This is a genomic window from Micromonospora sp. NBRC 107095 (assembly GCF_030269705.1).
Classification (GTDB): Bacteria; Actinomycetota; Actinomycetes; order Mycobacteriales; family Micromonosporaceae; genus Micromonospora; species Micromonospora parva.
Window position 1 is genome coordinate 665,292 of record NZ_BSTU01000001.1, and the last position, 15,677, is coordinate 680,968.

At 72.9% G+C, this 15,677-nt stretch carries 14 protein-coding genes; 4 read left to right on the plus strand and 10 right to left on the minus strand.

Translation table 11 applies throughout. The features are described from left to right. Window positions 1-9: 9 nt before the first annotated feature. The 8 genes from QSK15_RS03200 to eccB form a co-directional block, all read right to left on the minus strand. Window positions 10-654, minus strand: a complete 645-nt coding sequence (locus QSK15_RS03200; RefSeq protein WP_285792803.1) for a C39 family peptidase — start codon at window positions 652-654, stop codon at window positions 10-12. A gap of 222 nt (window positions 655-876) precedes the next feature. After that, a complete protein-coding gene (locus tag QSK15_RS03205; protein ID WP_285792804.1) occupies window positions 877-1,284 on the minus strand; it encodes a pyridoxamine 5'-phosphate oxidase family protein in 408 nt (135 codons plus the stop codon). Window positions 1,285-1,314: 30 nt separating this feature from the next. Then, window positions 1,315-1,656 carry a YkvA family protein gene (locus tag QSK15_RS03210; RefSeq protein ID WP_285792805.1) on the minus strand — a complete coding sequence of 114 codons (342 nt, stop codon included), beginning with the start codon at window positions 1,654-1,656 and terminating at the stop codon, window positions 1,315-1,317. 33 nt (window positions 1,657-1,689) lie between these two features. After that, a complete protein-coding gene (locus QSK15_RS03215) occupies window positions 1,690-2,508 on the minus strand; it encodes a hypothetical protein (protein ID WP_285792806.1) in 819 nt (272 codons plus the stop codon). Between the two features lie 154 nt (window positions 2,509-2,662). Next, window positions 2,663-3,037 carry a hypothetical protein gene (locus tag QSK15_RS03220; protein ID WP_285792807.1) on the minus strand — a complete coding sequence of 125 codons (375 nt, stop codon included), beginning with the start codon at window positions 3,035-3,037 and terminating at the stop codon, window positions 2,663-2,665. Window positions 3,038-3,284: 247 nt separating this feature from the next. Beyond that, window positions 3,285-4,580 (minus strand): WXG100 family type VII secretion target, encoded by a 1,296-nt coding sequence (locus tag QSK15_RS03225; RefSeq protein ID WP_285792808.1) that lies wholly within the window; start codon window positions 4,578-4,580, stop codon window positions 3,285-3,287. Continuing rightward, window positions 4,573-4,983 carry a hypothetical protein gene (locus QSK15_RS03230; RefSeq protein WP_285792809.1) on the minus strand — a complete coding sequence of 137 codons (411 nt, stop codon included), beginning with the start codon at window positions 4,981-4,983 and terminating at the stop codon, window positions 4,573-4,575. The genes QSK15_RS03225 and QSK15_RS03230 overlap by 8 nt, the downstream gene beginning before the upstream one ends. Before the next feature lie 46 nt (window positions 4,984-5,029). Beyond that, window positions 5,030-6,637 (minus strand): type VII secretion protein EccB, encoded by a 1,608-nt coding sequence (eccB, locus tag QSK15_RS03235; protein ID WP_285792810.1) that lies wholly within the window; start codon window positions 6,635-6,637, stop codon window positions 5,030-5,032. Between the two features lie 163 nt (window positions 6,638-6,800). Between eccB and QSK15_RS03240 the strand changes: the two genes are divergently transcribed. Next, window positions 6,801-7,988, plus strand: a complete 1,188-nt coding sequence (locus tag QSK15_RS03240) for a type VII secretion protein EccE (RefSeq protein ID WP_285792811.1) — start codon at window positions 6,801-6,803, stop codon at window positions 7,986-7,988. 22 nt (window positions 7,989-8,010) lie between these two features. Here the strand turns inward: QSK15_RS03240 and eccD are convergent, their stop codons facing one another. Further along, a complete protein-coding gene (gene eccD / locus QSK15_RS03245; RefSeq protein ID WP_285792812.1) occupies window positions 8,011-9,408 on the minus strand; it encodes a type VII secretion integral membrane protein EccD in 1,398 nt (465 codons plus the stop codon). Between the two features lie 164 nt (window positions 9,409-9,572). Here eccD and eccCa point away from each other — a divergent pair, with 164 nt between their 5' ends. From eccCa to QSK15_RS03260, 3 genes are all read left to right on the plus strand, one after another. Further along, entirely contained in the window at window positions 9,573-13,538 is a 3,966-nt protein-coding gene (eccCa, locus tag QSK15_RS03250) for a type VII secretion protein EccCa (protein ID WP_285792813.1), read from the plus strand. A 205-nt stretch (window positions 13,539-13,743) separates the two neighbouring features. Then, window positions 13,744-14,052, plus strand: coding sequence for a WXG100 family type VII secretion target (locus QSK15_RS03255; RefSeq protein ID WP_088977186.1), 309 nt, complete (start codon window positions 13,744-13,746; stop codon window positions 14,050-14,052). Between the two features lie 25 nt (window positions 14,053-14,077). Beyond that, window positions 14,078-14,356: a WXG100 family type VII secretion target gene (locus tag QSK15_RS03260; protein WP_030329555.1), complete on the plus strand. Its 279-nt coding sequence runs from the start codon at window positions 14,078-14,080 to the stop codon at window positions 14,354-14,356. Window positions 14,357-14,443: 87 nt separating this feature from the next. Here QSK15_RS03260 and mycP read toward each other — a convergent pair whose 3' ends face one another. Continuing rightward, the gene (gene mycP, locus QSK15_RS03265) at window positions 14,444-15,673 is read right to left on the minus strand and encodes a type VII secretion-associated serine protease mycosin (RefSeq protein WP_285792814.1); all 1,230 of its coding nucleotides are present in this window, start codon (window positions 15,671-15,673) and stop codon (window positions 14,444-14,446) included. Window positions 15,674-15,677: the final 4 nt, after the last annotated feature.

The following is a 15,677-nucleotide window of genomic DNA, read 5'->3' on the forward strand; positions in this document are numbered from 1 at the left end:
CCGTCAGGGTCAGGAGGAGTAGCCGCGCTCGGCGATCCAGTTGGCGACCTTCGGAAGGCTCATCCAGTACTCGCCCACCGCCGGGTCGGCCGGGTCGGCGACCCGGATGGTGTCACCACCGTCGCGGTAACCGACCAGGGTCAGGTAGTGGCCGCCCTCGTACGAGTGCGGGTTGCCGTCGGTGTCGACGGTCGTGCCCTTGATGTTCGCCACCACCGGCCGGCCGGCGTCCACCGCGGCCAGCACATCCCGGCGCAACTGCTCGACCTGGTCCGGGCGGGCCACCGAATCACGGATCTCGGTGGTCCGGTACTTGCCGCCGGTCAGCTCGTTCAGCACCCGGGTGGTGTCCAGGGCCGAGGGGGTGCCCGCCTCGGTGGTGCCGAGCAGTCGGGCCACCTCGTCCTGGGAGAGCGCCTTGCCCTGGGCGGACAACGCGATCCGGGTCGCGGCCGGGCCGCAGTAGTAGAAGTTCGGCTGGGCCTGGTAGTCGATGCCGAGGATCCGCTCGGCGTGCCGGTCGTTCTGGTTCGACGACGCCGGGGCGGCCGGCGCCGGGGCGGCCTGCGCGGCCACCGCCGGGCCGAGGGCGCAGCCACCGGCGACAAGCAGGCCGACGACGGACAGGCCGCTCTTCTGGACGATCGGGTTCATTGTCGAGTCTCCGTTCGGGGGTTGGCGCCTCCGGCAGGCGGACGGCGGCAGCACCGGGAATGGCGCTCGGCGCAACAGAGGGCCGACCATCGGTGGTCTCGGCCCGGGGCGTACCGAGTGCGTAACCGCTCTGCTTCACCGAGAATTCCGCCGGCGGCGGGAACCGGGGACGGCACAACCTCCCGGTCGACCCGAACCGGTCATCGGGGACGAACGGTCAGCTCAGAGACTGCCCAGGAGCCTGGTCACGGTGATCTCGATGACCACCCGCTCCGGATTCGGGCGCGGTGTCCGATACCGCTCGGCGTACCGCCGCTCCGCCTCCGTCACGGCGGCCGGATCCGACCGCAGCACGGCGCGACCCTCGATGGTCAACCAGCGGCGGCCATCCACGTGGCACACGGCCACCGCCGCGCCCTCCGGGCCGGCCGCCGCCACCTGGTGGGCCTTGCGGGAGGTGCCGGAGGTGATCACGCGGGCCAGCCCGGCCGCCGGGTCGAGGGTCACCCCGACCGGTACGACGTGCGGGGTGCCGTCCGCACGCACTGTGGTCAGCGTCGCGAGGTGCCGTTCCGCGCAGAAGGCGACAACACGCTCATCGTGCAGGTCCAACCGATGATCGCCCGCCATGCCCGTCCCCCGTCCCCGAACCGACCTGGATCATCGCACGCGGCGGCGGGCCCTCTCCGGGCTCGGTGGGGCGTCCGGCTGACCGGGCAGCTGGCGGCCAGCCGCCCGCCGCTGGTGCACCAGCCGGGTCAGATAGATCAACGCGGCGGCCAGCACCCCCATGTCATCCAGGTAGATCGGGTCCGGCAGCACGTCGACCGGGAAGATCGTGTAGATCAGCGCGCCGTAGAAGGCGACCTTGCCGCCCGCGCCGAGCCCGGTCAGCATCCGCCGGGTACGCACCACCCGCACCGCCAGCACCACGGCACCGGCCAGTGTGGCCAGCGCCAGGATGCCGGCGACCACCACGAGGACCCACGCCTGTCGGGACATGCCGTCACGCTAACCCACATGAACCCGCCGGGCTCAGAACGCGGGCACCGTCGCGCGGCCGCGGGCGGTCACCTTGTTCTCCCGGGTCTGCTCCACGTTCTCCCGGGCCTGCGCGCCCAACGGTCGGGCAACCTCGCTCAGCGGCAACACCGACGCCGACTCGGCGACCCGTCGTCCGGTCGCCGCGTGCGCCTCCTCGCGCAGACTCCGGGCCGCCGCCACCGCCAACTCCGCCGCCCGCCACGCGGCCTGCTCCCGCTCGCGGGCCGCAGCGTGCCTGGCCGCCAGGTTGTCCCGGATCGCCCGCTGGAGCACCAGCTCCTGCTCGACCGGGTGCAGTCGCGGGTCCCAGCCGTCGCGGTGCGCGAAGACGTCGCTCAGCTGCTCCACCGACAGCTCACGCCGCCAGTACGCGTCCAGCGCCGCCCGGTGCAGGTAGCGCTCGCGGTCGGCGTACTCGGCGGGAGTCCGTACGGTGTGCGGCAGCGGCATCGCGGCCGCCGCGTCGAGCCGCCGCACGCCAGCCTCGGCGGCCTCGTACGCCGACCAGGCCGCCTCGACCTCCTCCTGCGCGGCCACCCACTCCGCCCGGCGACGCCGCACCGTGGTACTGGCCCGTTCCGCCGCCACCGCGACCTCCTGCGCGTAGCGGCTCTGCTCCCGCTCCTCCTGCGCCTGTTCCAGTTGACTCGGCATGGCGGCGCGGCGGATCCGGGCGCCCGGGTCGAAGCGGAATCGGCCCGGCCGCAGCAGCAGCGCGGAGACGGCGACAGCGACCACCCCGAGCAGGCTCAGCCAGATGACGGCGGCCCGGGAGAGGTCCGGCAGGACGGCGGAGAGGACGGTTTCCATGATCAGCACCTCGCGGTCGAAGGCGGGTATCGACGGGCGGCAGGAGGGCGCGGCAGCACCGGGCGGCCCGGTGGCGGGGTAGTCCCGTCGACGGCCAACTCAGGTGGCGTACGGGATCAGCCGGGATCGGGCCCCGGGGGTAGCCGGGCCTGGCTCAGCGGGCGGGTGGGCCGCGTCGCGCGGGAGTGTCACGGCCGGGATCGATGGCCGGAACGTACGCCAGGGCCGCCGCGACCGGACCGGTCGCCGTGGCGGTGTCGGCAGTGGCGGTGTCGCGCGTGCCAGCCGGCGGGGCGACAGCGGGCCGGGCGGCCCGTTCGATGGCCGGGCTGGTGTCGGGGCGGACACTCGTCACCCGACTGCTCACGGCACTGGGCCGCAGCTGCGTGGGGGCGGGCGGCGGGCTCGCGGAGAGAGCGGCACCAAGGCCGACCGCGAGCACCAGCGCGGTGACCGCCAGGCGGGTCAGTTCCCGCAGTGACCGCAGCACAGCCCACTGAACCGGGCGGACAGCAGCTGCGGACGACACCCGACCAACCTATCTCCAGCGCTGGCGATCCGCAGCACGGCGACGGGCCGCGCTGGCGTGACAGCCACCACCATGGGCACTGTGGACGCCGCCGACCGGGGCTGGAAACGGCGGTGCCCCCGACCGGATCGGCGCCGACCGAGGCTGGAGACGGCGGCGCCCCCGACCGGATCGGGTCCGATCGGGGGCACCGCGCATGGTCCGGGTGGCGTCGCCGGTGGTGCGGGCCCGCCGGTGCGGACCGTGGTCAGTTGCCGGTGCCGAGCACCGGGGGAGCGGGCTTCTCGTCGCCCTGCCACACCATCTCGTCCTCGGTCAACCAGGTCAGCCGGTCGTCGGAGTCGTCGTCCTGCCCTCGACCGTGGCCACCGAGCACACCGGGACGGCCGCCGCCGGACCCCGGCCGGGCATTGCCGCCGGCCACTGCCGCCCGGCCGCCGGCCCCGCCGCGTTGACCGTCAATGCTGCGCCCGACGCCGTTGGCGGCGCGACTCTCCGCCGGGGACGCGGCACCGCCGGCCGGCCGAGCCGACGCGGGGGGCGCGTTGCCCGAGCCGGCGAGCGCGCCGCTGCGCAACACCCCGCCGGCCGGTGCCCCGCCCGGTGCTCCGTACAGCAGGCCGGGGCCGGTGCTCGCAGCGGAGGGCGCGCCCGCCGGCGTGGACAGGGCCGCCAACCCGGCGACACCCCCGCCCAGCAGCGCACCGCCGACCACCGGATCCGCCCCGGCGAGGGAGGTGCCGCCGCTGGGGATGACGTTGCCGGCGCCGGTCGGGCCGGTGACCACAGCCGGGCTGCCAGCGGTGCCCGTGCCGACCTCGTGCGTGCCGGAACCGTGGCCCGGCAGTTCGGCGACGCGGTCCGGCGTCGAGATGGTCGCGTCTCCCGTGCGCCCGGTGTGCGTGCCGGTGTTGGGGCCACTCGTCACCTTGGCGACGGCCGCGACGCTCTGCGGCGTCGTCGGATCCTTGCGGGCGGTGGTCGGCGTGTCCGGGTCCGGCGGAGGCGGGTCGACCACCCGGTCGTAGGCGGAGATGTCGTAACTGCTGGCCAGATCGGCCACCAGGTTCACCATCCGCTGGTGGGCCTTCTCCTGCTCGGCCTTGTCCTGCTGGTGACCCGCGATGCCGCCGACGATCAGACCGGTCAGACCGAAGACCGCGCCACCCTTGATCGCACCGCCGATCGCCTTGTCGTTGTCGTCGGTCTCCTCCGGGCTCTCGGCCTGCTTGTGGGCGGCCCGCAGGTGGTCGGCCATCATGGTCAACCCCTGCTTGACGCCGGCCATCCCCTCGCCCAACGCATCGGTGTGGGCGACGATCAGGCTGAGTCGCCGGTGGAACTCCCGACCCGCCGAACCCGTCCAGGTGTTGGCGAGCTTGTCGAGGTCGCCGCTCAGCTCCCGGCCGAGGCCGTCGAGGATGCCCTTGAGCTCGGCCCACTGGGCGGCTACGCCCTCGACCTGCTCCGGCTTGCCCGCCATCAGGCCGTCGTACAGCTGCTGGTGGCTGCTGCCCTGGTAGCGCTGGGTGTATTCAGACACGCCCGTCCTCCTTCGGCTGGAACGCCCGGTCGACCGGGGTCAGCGCGGCGGTGACGTCGTCGGCGTTGGCCGCGTTACGCGCCTCGGCGGTGCGGTAGTTGCTCAGGATCGTGCTGGTCGCCTGCTGAGCCGCCAGCACCGCCTGTCGGATGCGCTCGGCCTGCTCCACGTAGGACTGGTGGACCTCGCTGTAGCGACGCGCCTTGTCGGTGGCGTCGAAGAACGAGCCCAGCGCCGGAGGGCGGCACTGCATCTCGGTGTTGAGCTTGCGCAGCACCGACTCGGCCTGGCTCAACCGAGACGCCAGATGCTCGTGGAAGTCCTCAAGGGACAACAGGTCGACTTCCGTACGCCCGGCCATGGCAACATCCCCGTCGTTCTGGTTGACAACCGTCAGCGACATCAAGGTTAGTCCACCCGTGCGACTCCGGGCGACCCGTCCACGCTGCTCAGCCGTCGGCGTCGGTCGATTCCGCGGACCCCCCGCCGCCGGTCCCGCCGCTCGCCGGAGCCGACGGTGTCGAGCCCGACGGTGGCGTGGTGGACGGCGACCGGGACGGTGGCGTGGCGGACGGCGAGCCCGAGGGCGGTGCCGCCGAAGGCGAGGCCGACTTCGGTGCGGCCGACGGTGGCGCGGCCGGCGTCGGCCCGTCGGGGGCGAAAACAGCGAACGCGTCCTCGCGGTTCAGGGTGGGCCCGGTCGGGATCAGCGCGAGCAGGGAGCCGGGCACCGCCAGCGGGGTGATCCCGCCGTAGCCGAGCACCTCCAGCGTCTCCGCCGAGGCGAGCGGATACCGGATGCCCTGTGGGCTGATCAGGTAGATCGTCGACCCGGCGGCACCGGACCCGCTGGTCCCGGCACCCGGCGAGGCCTGCGCGATGACACCCTTGCCGCCGGGCAGCAGCACCGCCTCGGCGGTACGTACGGCGTCGCGCCTGGTCTGGCGCACCGGCACCAGCCCCGGATCGCTGTCGGTCAGCTCATCCGGCACCCGGTCGAACACCTCCAGGGTGGTGGTCGGCGGACCACCCGCGCTGCCCTTGCGGTACGTCGCGCACACCGTCGTCTGACCGGGCTGGGCCGGGTAGAGGGCGGGCACCGTCGGCGGCAACCCCTCCTCCTCGATCCGCTGCTCCTCGAACGCCTCGCTGGCGTCGTTCGGCGTGATGTCGGTGATCCGACCGCTGCCGCTGGTCTGGAGCAACGCGGTGATCTCGCTGATCGGCACGAGCGCGTCCCGGGTCAGCACGTAGTGTCGCCCGGCCGCCCTGAACACCGAACCGACGTTGTACGACTTCCCAGCCACCTTGCGGTTGCTGGGCCCGCCCTCACCGGCCAGCGACATCCTGCGCAGCGGTGGCCCGGCCGGCACGGCGTTGAGCAGTTGCTGCCCGATCTGGAGTCGCTCGGTGCCGGCCATCCGCAGCGCCGTCATCGTGCGGGCCGGGTCGAGCAGTTGGAGCCGCCTGTTGTTGGTGATGAGATAGCGCTGGTCGTCCACCGAGACCAGCACCCCCCGGTCGCCCAGCGGCGTGCCGCCGGGCAGCGCCCGGTCGATCACCAGCCGGGTGCTGGAGCGCTGCCGGTCGACCGGATCGGGCACGTCACAGACCGACCACGGCAGCCCGGTCAGCGACTTGCGGTCGGGCAGGGCGTCCGGTGCGCCGACGATGCCGACGGTGACGCCCCGGGGCCGGTCCCGCAGCGACGCCTGGGACATCGTCCGCACCTCGGCACCCGCATCGTTCACGATGAGGCGCGCCGACGTGTAGTTGAGCGTCGGGTGCAACTTCCCCTCGATGAACACGTACGTCGCGCCGGTTTCCCGTTCGATGACCAGGGTCTTGTCGTCCAGCGGCGCCGTCCCGCCGGTCAACTGGCCGTACGCACCCACCCCGCCGAGCACGATGGCCGCGGTGAGGACACTGCCGAAGACGGCCATGCCGAGCCGTCGCATCGGCAGGTTGGTGGTCTCCGGGTCGCCCGACAGCAAGGCGGAGACGATGCGGCGGGTGACGAAGCGGTACGCCTGCACCTGATCGCGGCGGGTCCGCATGACTTACCTCCGGCGGGGTGTTTCCGCGACGATCAGGGGCAGGGTGCCGTCGCGGGCTTCCCTACGATAAGGGGCCGACGGTGCTTCCTTGGGACCACCGCTCGTGGCCGGCTCCGGAGGAGACCCGGCGCAGAGTCGTACCGTGCAGGAGGGACAGTCAGCGATGACGCAGGTTCAGGCGCCACCCGCCCGAGCGGTCACGGACCCTGTCGACGTTCCGACCCGGCTGACGCCGCCGGCCGAGCGACCCGGCCGTGGGCGGGTCGGTCCCGTACTGGTCGGGCAGCTCGTCGTACTGGAGCTGTGCGTAATCGGCGTCTGGGCCGCCACGGCCGGTCCCAGCTGGCTGCTCGCCGCGGTGGGCGCGGTGGCGCTGCTGGTCGTCCTGGCGGTCTTCGCCCGTCGCGGTGGCCGCTGGTGGTTCGAGGACCTGCTGCTGCGCCGCCGGCTGCGGCGTCGCGGCGAGCGGGCGTCGGCCGCGCTGGCCGACGGCACGGCGACCGACCCGCGGTTGGCTGCGCTCGCCCCCGAGCTGAGCATCATCGAGCTGACCGACCGTGGCACCCGCCTCGGCATCGGGCGCGACGACCAGGGCTGGTTCGCCGCCGTCGCCCTGCAGTCCGCTACCGGCGCGGCGGTCGGCTCCGTCGACGCCTCCGCGGTGGACCGCGCGCTGGGCGTGCTCGCGGACTTCAACGCCCCGGTCTCCCGGGCCCAGGTCGTCGCGCACACGCTGGTCTGGTACCCGGCACCCGGTGCGCCGCCGGCGGCGCACCGGACCGTCTGGGTGGCGCTGCGGCTCACCGTCCGCGACGCCCGGGTCGAGGCGGTGAGTCGGGGCGGCGGGCTGACCGGCGTACACCGGACGATGGCCGCCGGGATCGGCCGGCTCGGCAAGGCGCTGACCTCGGCGGGGCTGGCCCACCGCCCGTTGGGCCGTGAGGAGCTGCGCGCGGCGATCGTCTCGGCCGCCGGTCTGGACCTGGTGCCCGAGGTGCCGGCGGAGAGCTGGCGTGGGCTGCGCGGCGGCGGCTGGACGCACCGCTGCATGGCGTTGCGGGGCCGCTCCGACGCTCCGCTCGGCCCTCTCGTGGACGCGATCACCGCCACCTCGGCGCCGTCGCACACGGTGGCCGTGACCGTCTCGGTGGACGGTCGGGTGGCGGCGCCGCTGGTGCGGGTCGCGGCGATGGACAACCACGTCGAGGCGCTGGTCAAGGTGGTCCGCGAGGTCGCCGGTCGCGCGGGCGGGTCCACCCGGCCGATGGACGGTCAGCATGCTCCGGGCGTCTACGCCACCGCTCCGGTCGCGTCGGCGCTGGGCGCCCTGACCGGTCCGCGCTCGCGCTGACCGGTGCGGCGGCGAGACACGGTCAGGGCCGGAGGTTGACGATCCAGCCGTAGAGGCCGCAGACCCAGAAGGCGAGCGGCACCAGCGAGATGATGAGCAGGATCTCGACGATGTCGAGCAGGCGGCCCCAGACCGGGGAGATGCGCTTGCCCGCGACGCTCAGGCCGTAGATCAGGCTGATCACCGCGGCCAGCACCAGCCCGCCCAGGATCAGGCCGAGCCGGACCGGCAGCGACCCACCGGCGAAGGTGGTCGCGGCGGCCAGACCCAGACCCACGCTGCCGGCCAGCAGCACCGGGGTGCGCTGGGCCCGACCCAGCAGGGGGCGAGCCCGCAGCAGCGCCAGCAGGGCCAGCACCAGGCACAGCAACACCGCCGGCAGCCGCCCGTCCACTGCCAGCACGATCTGCGCGCCCAGCACCAGCACGGCGACCGTCCACAGCAGACCGGTCAGGAACTCGTCGGCCCGCTCACTCTGCTGGAGCACCTGCCGACCGTCCACCGACTCGCTGTCGGTCTTCAGGTCCTCCGGACCGGTCGGGATGGACGGCACCGGCAGCCGGGCCAGCCGGTAGGCCATCATCGGCAGCGCCGGCACCACGCCGAACGCCACCGCGGCGATCACCGCGGCGGAGGCCGCCGCATCGAGGCCGAGGACCAGGCAGAGCACCGCGCCCAGGCCGGTCGCGGCCGCGACCCCGATCGCGGCGAAGAACAGCGGGTACCGGTCGCCGACCGCCAGCACGGCCACCGCGCCGGCCACCACCGCGGCGGTTGCCGCGAGCAGGACGTGCGGACTGGCCAGCTCGGTCAGCGATCGGTCGCCGGCGAGCAGCAGCAGGCCACCGGTGGCCGCGTGCACCAGGCCGACCATGGCCAGCACCGCGCCGGTGCCGCTGTCCCCGGCGGCCCGGGACAACACCGCAGCGCCCACCAGCAGCGCCACCGCGACCAGCAGCGCGGCCACCGCGCCGGGCAGGTGCGGCGGGCCGGCGAACAGGGCGGCCATCGCGCCGGCACCGAGCGCCGCCGCCGCGAAGATCACCGCGAAGGAACGGGTCGCGCCGACCTGCCAGGCGCCGGGACGCTGGTTGGTCGCGGTGGCGACCGCGTCCACCACGTCGTCGAAGACGATCTCCGGTGCGGCGTCGGAGCGGGGGTTGAAGTAGAGCACCTCACCGTCGCGGACGCTGAGCTGCGCGGCGGTACGACCACCGTCGAGGGGCGCACCGCCCAACCGGGACAGTGCCCAGCCGCCGTGCCGCGCACCCTCGTCGGCCATGTCCTCGCCCGCGTAGCGCAGCAGGGTGGGCAGCAGGTCGGCCATCGGCACGTCCGACGGCAGCGCCAGGTCCATCCGGGTACGCGGAGCCACGATGGTGATCCGGCTCAGACCGCCGGTCGCCGTCTTCGTCGCCACAGTGGCCTCCAGGTGCGTCTGTGATCGGCTGGCTGTGATGCTGCGGTCCGGGTCCACCGCGCACACGGCAGATTACCTACGATGACGGGCACGTACGATGCCCACCCGCGGGCGGTGTTCCGCGGCGGCACGTCATCAGGGCCGCTTCTGGGGAGGAGACAGCCGTGAGCACTGTGGTGTTCCGTCGGCTCCCGCGTCAGCCGGGGCCGGCCCTGCCGCGCGGCGAGGTGCTGCTGGAGTCACCTCCCGAGCTGCCCGAGCCGACGCCCCGGGGGATGGGGCAACTGCTCATGATCCTGCCGATGTTCTGCGGGGTCGGTGCCATGGCGTTCCTCTACGCCGGCAAGGGCGGCGGCATGATGACGTACGTCGCCGGTGGTCTGTTCGGTGTCTCGATGCTCGGCATGGCGATCGGCTCGCTGGCGAACAACGGCGGCAAGGACAAGGCCGAGCTGAACGCCGACCGCCGCGACTACATGCGCTACCTGGCCCAGATGCGCAAGCGCACCCGGCGGGCCGCCGAGCAGCAGCGGGCGGCGATGGCCTGGCGGCACCCGGAGCCCGACGCGCTCTGGTCGATCGCCGCGTCCCGGCGACTCTGGGAGCGGCGGATCACCGAGGACGACTTCGGGGAGACCAGGATCGCCCTCGGCCCGCAGCGGCTCGCCGTGGAGATCGTTCCGCCGGAGACGAAGCCGGTGGAGGACCTGGAGCCGATGAGCGCCATCGCGCTTCGCCGGTTCGTCCGCGCCCACTCCACTGTGCCCGACCTGCCCACGGCGCTGTCGGTGCGCGCGTTCAGCCGCGTGGTGCTGCGCGGGGATCGCGAGCCCGTGCTCGATCTGACCCGGGCGGCGCTGGGGCAGCTCGCCACCTTCCACGCGCCGGACGACCTGGTGATCGCGGTGGTTGCCGCACCCGACCGGCAGACGTCCTGGGGCTGGGTCAAGTGGCTGCCGCACGCTCACCACAGCGGTCGTACGGACGCGGCCGGCGCGCGCCGGCTGGTCTTCGCCAGCCTGGCCGAGGCCGAGGCGGCGCTCAGCGCCGAGCTGACCGGGCGGCCCCGGTTCGCGCCGGAGGCGAAGCCGCTGACCACCGCCGCGCACCTGATCGTGGTGATCGACGGCGGGGAGATCTCACCGACCTGTCAGCTGGTCGGCCCGGGGCTGCTCGGCGCCACGGTGATCGACCTCTCCGGGACGGTGCCGCGCGACGCCGGCCGCTGGCTGCTCTGCCTCGACGTGGGCGACGGAAGCTCGCTCGACCTGGTGCGGGGCAGCTCGTCGTCGACGTTGGGCCGGCCCGACCGGCTCAGCGCCGAGGCCGCCGAAGGGCTGGCCCGACAGATCGCCCCGTTCCGGCTCTCCCAGCAGCAGACCGGTGGCGACGAGCCGTTGGCGCGCAGCACGGAGCTGCCGGACCTGCTCGGTGTCGGTGACGCCGCGGCGGTGGACGTGCAGAACACCTGGCGTCCGCGTGGTCACCGCGACCGGCTGCGCATCCCCCTCGGTGTCGGCCCGGACGGCAACGTGGTCGAGCTCGACTTCAAGGAGTCGGCGCACGAGGGCATGGGTCCGCACGGCCTGGTGATCGGCGCCACCGGTTCCGGCAAGAGCGAGCTGCTGCGGACGGTGGTGGCCGCGTTGGCGGTGACCCACTCGTCGGAGGAGCTGAACTTCGTCCTGGTGGACTTCAAGGGCGGTGCCACCTTCGCCTCGCTCGAGGCGCTGCCGCACACCAGCGCGGTGATCACCAACCTGGCCGACGAGCTGCCGCTTGTCGACCGGATGCGCGACGCCCTCGCCGGCGAGATGGTGCGCCGGCAGGAGCTGCTGCGGGCGGCCGGCAACTACGTCTCCCGTTTCGAGTACGAGAAGGCGCGGTCGGCCGGTGAGCCGCTGGACCCGATGCCCAGCTTGTTGATCATCTGCGACGAGTTCAGCGAACTGCTCGCCGCCAAACCGGACTTCATCGACCTGTTCGTGATGATCGGCCGGTTGGGGCGGTCCCTCGGGGTGCACCTGCTGCTGGCCAGCCAGCGCCTCGAAGAGGGCAAGCTGCGGGGCCTCGACACGCACCTGTCGTACCGGATCGGTCTGCGGACGTTCTCCGCTGTGGAGAGCCGGATCGTGCTCGGCGTGCCGGACGCGTACGAGCTGCCGAACGCGCCGGGCCACGGCTACCTGAAGACGGACACCAGCACCATGCTGCGGTTCCGGGCCGCGTACGTGTCGGGGGCGTACCGGGCCCCGGGGCAGCAGGCGTCCGCTTCGCAGGCGCTGGTGCAGCGGCGGATCGTGCCGTACGGCCTCGACTTCGTTCCGGTGCAGGTCCCGCAGGTGCCGGTGGACACCGCCCCGGAGCCGGAGCAGCCGGCCGACGGCAAGGCCGTGGCGATGCTCGACGTGCTGATCGACCAGCTCAAGGGTCGGGGCCGCCCGGCCCACCAGGTGTGGCTGCCGCCGCTGGCCGACCCGCCGGGCCTGGGTGAGTTGCTCGGCCCGCTGGCGGTCGACCCGACCTACGGGCTGTGCACCGCGTCCTGGCCCGGTCGCGGGCGGCTGACCGTGCCCGTCGGTGTCGTGGACCGCCCCTACGAGCAGCGTCGGGACCCGATGATGGTCGAGCTGGCCGGGGCCGGCGGCAACGTGGTCATCGTCGGTCGGTCGCTGAGCGGCAAGAGCACGATGCTGCGTACGCTGCTCGCCTCGCTGGCTCTCACGCACACCCCACGGGAGGTGCAGTTCTTCTGCCTGGACTTCGGCGGAGGCGCGCTGCGCAGCATGGAGCGGTTGCCGCACCTGGCCGGGGTGGCCGGTCGGCGTGACGTCGAGGCGGTCCGCCGGACGGTGGCCGAGGTGGTCGCCGTGCTGGACGACCGGGAGAGTCGGTTCGCCCAGCACGGCATCGACTCGGTGGCGAGCTACCGCCGTCGTCGGGCCGCCGGCGAGTTCGCGGACGACCCGTTCGGCGACGTGTTCCTGGTGGTGGACGGCTGGAACACGCTGCGCCAGGAGTACGAGGAGCTGGAGCAGACCATCACCACGTTGGCCAACCGGGGTCTCGGCTTCGGTGTGCACGTGGTGCTCACCGCCGTGCGGTGGGCGGAGATCCGGATCAACATGCGGGACCTGCTCGGCACGAAGCTGGAACTGCGCCTCGGTGACGCGTCGGAGTCCGAGATCGACCGCCGCGCGGCGAACAACGTGCCGGAGAAGTCACCCGGTCGGGGTCTGACCCGCGACAAGCTGCACTTCCTCACCGCCATCTCGCGGATCGACGGTCGTCGCGACATCGACGATCTGAGTGAGGCCTCGGTGTCTCTGGCCGGGCATGTGGCGGCGAACTGGCCGGGTCGCCCCGCGCCGAAGGTGCGGTTGCTGCCCCGCCGCCTGCCGGTGGCGGAACTGGCCCGGATCATCGACCGGTCGGCGCCCGGGATCCCGATCGGTGTCAACGAGTCGGCACTCGCGCCGGTCTACCTGGACCTGGCCAACGAGCCGCACCTGACAGTCTTCGGCGACGCGGAGTGCGGCAAGACCAACCTGCTGCGCCTGATCGCCCGGGGGATCACCGAGCGGTACACCCCGGCGCAGGCCCGGTTGGTGATCGCCGACTACCGGCGCGGCCTGCTGGGGGCGGTGGAGGGTGACCACCTGCTCGACTACGCGCCGTCGAACCAGGCGTTCGCCCAGGGGCTCGGGTCGATCCGCAGCGCGCTGTCCAACCGGCTGCCTGGCCCGGACGTGACGACCGCCCAGCTGCGCGACCGGAGCTGGTGGAAGGGCCCGGATCTGTACATCCTGGTGGACGACTACGACCTGGTGGCTTCCGGCGGGAGTAACCCGCTCAGTGCCCTGCAGGAGTTGTTGCCGCAGGCCCGCGACATCGGTCTGCACCTGATCATCACGCGCCGGGTTGGCGGCGTGTCCAGGGCGCTCTACGAGCCGGTGCTGCAACGGCTGCGTGAGCTGGACTCGCCGGGCCTGCTGATGTCCGGTAACCGGGAGGAGGGCGCGGTCTTCGGCACGTTGCGACCGAGCCCGCAACCGCCCGGCCGGGGCACCCTGGTCCGCCGTCGCGACGGCCAGCAGTTGATCCAGACCGCCTGGTCTGAGCCAGCCTGAGCGTGGTCGGCCGTTCGGTGGGGGGTGGTGGGCTGTCCCGGCCCGATTCACCACCATCCATCGAACGGCGCCGGCCAGGGCTGCGAGGGCTGGACAGGTTCCGCTACGGTCTTCACAGGAGTGTCCGTCGGTGGGGTGTTGGTGCCTTGCCGCGGGGGAGGGATGCGGCGAAGCCGCCACCACAACAGACGGAAGGGTGTGAAGCATGGCGTTCGAGGTCGAAGCTGCGACTCTGCATACCGCCGCGAGTGACGTGCGGTCCACGCGCAGCGAGGTCGACGGTGAGCTGAAGAAGCTGTGGAACGTCGTCGACGACCTGGCCATCGCGTGGAAGGGTCAGGCGTCCACGGGCTTCCAGTCGCTGATGACGCGCTGGAACGAGGACACCGTCAAACTGCTGACGGCGATGGACAACATCGCTGACCTGCTCGACAAGTCGGGTACGACGCACCAGGTCAACGACGAGGAGCAGCAGCAGATGCTGGACAAGTTCCACTCTGCTCTCAACCCGTGATCCGTAGCCGGCAGAGGAGGAAATCGTGACGATCAAAGTTGACTATGCGGTCCTCGAGAGCAGCAACCAGCAGATGCAGGCCATCTCGAAGACCCTCGAGGAGAAGCTCGACACGCTGCGGTCGATGCTGACCAAGCTGCACTGGGACGGCGAGGACCGGGTTGCCTACGAGCAGCACCAGGCGAAGTGGGACGCCGCGGTCCGGGACATCAACCGGATCCTGAACGAGATCGGCGGTGCCGTGGGCATCGCCCGGGAGAACTACCTCACCACGGAGATGAGCAACTCCAAGGTGTGGAGCTGAGGCATTCGCACAAGCGGCTCCGGTCCGGTTCGCCCGGCCCGGAGTCGCTTTGTGTGGGGGCGTCGGCACCGCGTCGCGGTGCGCCGCTCAACCGGCGGTCGGTGCGTCGGTGCGTCGGCCGGGGCGCCAGTCGCGTCGGCGGCCCCGGGTCATGATCGGTCGGGCGACCAGCAGCAGCCCGGCGAGCAGGGCGCCGATGACCGCCGCCCAGATCGCGGTGGGGCGCTGCCAGCTCAGCGGGTCGTCCCGCACGGCCGGTGCCGGGAGCGCACCGGCGGGCGGGTTCGTCCGGGTGCCGAGCAGGCTCGACACTGCCCGGTACGGGTTGACCATTCCGTGGCCGATGTCGGCGTTCTGACCCTCGGGCGGGTTGTCCGCGGTGCGCTTCAGCCGATCCGCGACCTGCTGCGGGTTGAGACTCGGGTAGGCGGCCCGGACCAGCGCGGCCACCCCGGAGACGTACGCGGCCGCGTAGCTGGTGCCGCCCTCCGGCACGGTGCGGTAGCCGCTGTTTCCGGGTGCCGGCCCGACGATGTTCATTCCCGGTGCGGCGATGTCGACGTAGTCGCCGCTGATCGAGGTGCCCACGTGGCTGCCCTGCTCGTCCACGCCACCGACGGCGATCACCCCGGGGTACGCGGCCGGATAGCCCGGCAGGTTCTGGGAATCCTCCGTACGGTTGCCGGCGGCGGCGACCAGCACCACTCCCTTGTCCAGCGCCCGCTCGACGGCCGCCGTCAGCTCGGGGCGGGGAATCGTCGTGAGGGACAGGTTGATCACGTCGGCGCCCTGCGCGACGGCCCAGTCGATGGCCGCCGCGATCTGGGCGGGGAGCTGCGGATCGCTTACCGCCCCGAGCTGTGGCAGCACCCGGATCGGCAGGATGCGGGCGGCCGGGGCGATGCCGGTGAAGGGGACGACACTGCCCTCCCGGCCCGCGATGATGCCGGCGATCAGCGTGCCGTGCCCGGCCTCGTCGCACTGGCCCTGCCGGGCCGGTAGGCCGTTGAAGTCGCGACCCTCGAGCACCTGCCCCTGGAGGAGCGGGTGGGCGGCGGAGACTCCGGAGTCGATCACGGCCACCGTGACCCCGGCCCCCCGGGACAGCGGCCACGCCGAGGACGGCTCCAGACGGCGTAGCGCCCACGGCATCTGGGTCAGGCCGTCGGAGCCGGAGGGACCGCAGCGCGGCGGCGCCGCCGCCGCGGGGGAGGGTGCCACCAGGCCGGCGCCGAGCACTGCCGCCAGCGTTCCACTGAGGACGCCGCGAAGGGCACGTCGGGACGAGGTCGCACTCAACGGCGGGCATTCGCGCACCCGC

Bases quoted from the DNA above. Each gene is read 5' to 3' on its own strand.
- QSK15_RS03205 (WP_285792804.1), bottom strand. From the start codon at position 1,284: ATGGCGGGCGATCATCGGTTGGACCTGCACGATGAGCGTGTTGTCGCC.
- QSK15_RS03200 (WP_285792803.1), bottom strand. From the start codon at position 654: ATGAACCCGATCGTCCAGAAGAGCGGCCTGTCCGTCGTCGGCCTGCTT.
- QSK15_RS03210 (WP_285792805.1), bottom strand. From the start codon at position 1,656: ATGTCCCGACAGGCGTGGGTCCTCGTGGTGGTCGCCGGCATCCTGGCG.
- QSK15_RS03255 (WP_088977186.1), top strand. From the start codon at position 13,744: ATGGCGTTCGAGGTCGAAGCTGCGACTCTGCATACCGCCGCGAGTGAC.
- QSK15_RS03240 (WP_285792811.1), top strand. From the start codon at position 6,801: ATGACGCAGGTTCAGGCGCCACCCGCCCGAGCGGTCACGGACCCTGTC.
- eccB (WP_285792810.1), bottom strand. From the start codon at position 6,637: ATGCGGACCCGCCGCGATCAGGTGCAGGCGTACCGCTTCGTCACCCGC.
- QSK15_RS03215 (WP_285792806.1), bottom strand. From the start codon at position 2,508: ATGGAAACCGTCCTCTCCGCCGTCCTGCCGGACCTCTCCCGGGCCGCC.
- QSK15_RS03230 (WP_285792809.1), bottom strand. From the start codon at position 4,983: ATGTCGCTGACGGTTGTCAACCAGAACGACGGGGATGTTGCCATGGCC.